This window comes from Bartonella silvatica (assembly GCF_040545155.1).
GTDB classification, from domain to species: Bacteria; Pseudomonadota; Alphaproteobacteria; order Rhizobiales; family Rhizobiaceae; genus Bartonella; species Bartonella silvatica.
Window position 1 is genome coordinate 1 of the sequence record NZ_JBEPLI010000053.1, and the last position, 2,267, is coordinate 2,267.

4 protein-coding genes and 1 pseudogene are annotated in these 2,267 nt (G+C 39.2%); 3 read left to right on the forward strand and 2 right to left on the reverse strand.

Annotated elements, in window-relative coordinates:
* From ABID23_RS07755 to ABID23_RS07765, 3 genes and pseudogenes are all read left to right on the forward strand, one after another.
* Positions 1–329 (forward strand): annotated as a pseudogene (locus tag ABID23_RS07755) (filamentous hemagglutinin); the annotation flags it as partial.
* Positions 326–730: a hypothetical protein gene (locus ABID23_RS07760; protein ID WP_354190902.1), complete on the forward strand. Its 405-nt coding sequence runs from the start codon at positions 326–328 to the stop codon at positions 728–730. The pseudogene ABID23_RS07755 and the gene ABID23_RS07760, both read left to right, overlap by 4 nt.
* Before the next feature lie 180 nt (positions 731–910).
* Complete coding sequence (locus tag ABID23_RS07765) at positions 911–1,270, forward strand: hypothetical protein (RefSeq protein ID WP_354190904.1); 360 nt, start codon at positions 911–913, stop codon at positions 1,268–1,270.
* A 101-nt stretch (positions 1,271–1,371) separates the two neighbouring features.
* Here ABID23_RS07765 and ABID23_RS07770 read toward each other — a convergent pair whose 3' ends face one another.
* Together ABID23_RS07770 and ABID23_RS07775 are read right to left on the reverse strand one after the other, a co-directional pair.
* On the reverse strand, positions 1,372–1,572 hold the full coding sequence (locus ABID23_RS07770; RefSeq protein WP_007347209.1) for a helix-turn-helix transcriptional regulator: 201 nt from the start codon (positions 1,570–1,572) through the stop codon (positions 1,372–1,374).
* Positions 1,573–1,781: 209 nt separating this feature from the next.
* A partial coding sequence (locus tag ABID23_RS07775; RefSeq protein ID WP_354190906.1) for a tyrosine-type recombinase/integrase occupies positions 1,782–2,267 on the reverse strand: 486 nt, incomplete at its 5' end.

Consider the following 2,267-nt stretch of genomic DNA (forward strand, 5'->3'; position numbering starts at 1 on the left):
ACGAAAACACGACTATCAATCTCTATGGACCAGCCTTTAATGTTTTAGTTGCATCCGGTCTGTTAGGTTATGTGAGTGACGGCAAACAAACCACTGTTGGCTTTGATGGGAATAGATACGACTTTGTCAGCAGAATTATTGGCGGCAATGGCTATACTTACGAGACAATACCTGCTGGCAGTAACGTTTGGACAGAATGGTGGAGAGTGATCATGAATCCCATAAGTTCCCATACCTGTCTTGGAGATGTGGGTTATAAATGCCAAAAGTTTTATGGCTCATCTCATCGTGAACAATTTCCTTTAAGTAAATCATGGAGTAAAAAATGAAACACATTTTAAAGTTATTAAGTGGAATAGTTTTGGTGAGTGTAACTGGATGTAATATCGATAAACCTCCTCTAGGAGAGATAGCTACGTGGGAGAAAAATGGTGTTACTAATTTTACTGAGGTAGGAAAAGCCTTGTTAGAATGTGGAATGCCAACCCCTTATGATACTGATCCAGAAAGCAGAAAGCTCAGCTACAATGCAATAGCAACCATAGAAGCTTGTATGATTCAATCAGGTTTTCGTGATAAAGTGGGAGGGGGAACTTGGTGTGTAAATCATAAAGCCGAGGATCTTCCGATTTGTCGTCCAGGTGCTGTCATACCACAGCGCAGTGTCAAGAAGCGCTTGAACAGCCCGTTTTGTAAAAAATATAAAAATAGTCGCAAATGCCAGCCTTAAGTTTTGCTGTTTGTGATGATCAACAATCCCCCATCCTTGCATTTGCTTGGAATGGCGCGATTGTTCCCTCAATCCATCATCTCAATATTGTTCACCATTGTTTTAAGCAGCGGTGACAGAAAATATCAACAGGTTTACGAGCTTTTTTATTGTAAATAAATCCATTGAAAGAGGGGAAAAATGAAGAAAATCTTAAAACTATTGAGTTGCATGGCTTTGTTAAGTATCACTGGATGTGTTAACTCAATTCCCTCACTTTCTCCAGCATTATGGAGAAATAAAATACTTTTAGAATGTGGAGTACCGGACCTTAATAAGGTTGTGGCGCTAGATTTGAATCAATTTGCCAGTATTGAAATGTGTATGGCGCAATCAGGTTTTCGCCCTAGCTTTACAATACAAGATTGGTGTGAAAATCATAAATCAGACAACCTTCCCATATGTCGTCCTGGTGCTGTCATGCCTCAGCGAAGTGTTGAGAGACGCTTAAATAGCCCTTATTGTAAAAAACATTCAGAACAACTTGAATGCAAACCTTAAGTCTTGCTTCAGCAGAGAAAGCCTTGAATTTACACCAAATAAAGCTCTAAGGTGATGAGTTTGAGAAAGCCTTGTCCGTCCTTACGTGACAAGGTTTTTTTTTATGCCGCGTCACTTTGACGTTGCTGTTTTGCTTGCTCAATGACATTCAAAAGATCCGATTGTAACCAACGGGATAAAAAACCAAATTTTAAAGGTTTTGGGAGAGAGCCATTGGTTACATGACGGCGGAATGTTGAAACACTCATATGAAGCAATTTTGCACTTTCACGGTCTGTCAAAAGAATATCATTTTCTGTCATACTAAAATCCTTTCATTTTCAAAAAATAGAAACAAATCATGCCCATTTATTAAGCACATTTTGGTTTATTTAGAAAGATGTTTTATTCATAGAAAACAATATTTTATTATACAATTTCTAATGTGATAATTTATGAGTCTTATTGAGAAAGAATGAAAGACAAGAGAGCTAAAGTTATCCACAGATGATGGGGTTATGCACCCCATATCTTAAGATTGACCAGTGACATAAGCCGCCCATTTGTCCATATAGACACGGCGCTGTTCTAGATAGTCAGTACGACGATAGGCACGTTCTACTTGTCCTCCTACTGTATGACTTAGAATGGTTTCAGCGACCTCATAGGGAGCATCGGTTGTTTCAGCAAGCCAATCGCGTAAACTAGAACGAAAACCATGCGGGCAGGCGTTTAGTCCAGTCTGTTGCATATATTGAGCCATACAATTTGCAGCAAGGGGACCGCGACCTGTTGCAGAAAAAAAGAAATCATTGCGAGAAAGCAAACGCGCTTGTTTTAAAATGTCTAATGCCTCTGATGATAGGGGTACACGAAACTCTTTTGTTGTATCACGCTTTCCTTTCATATTTTCAGCAGGGATAGTCCATATATCATCTTCAATCTGATCTTCACGAATATGACGTAAAGAGTTGGTACGAACCCCTGTAAGGATAAGCAAACGTAAAGCCAGTTGTGT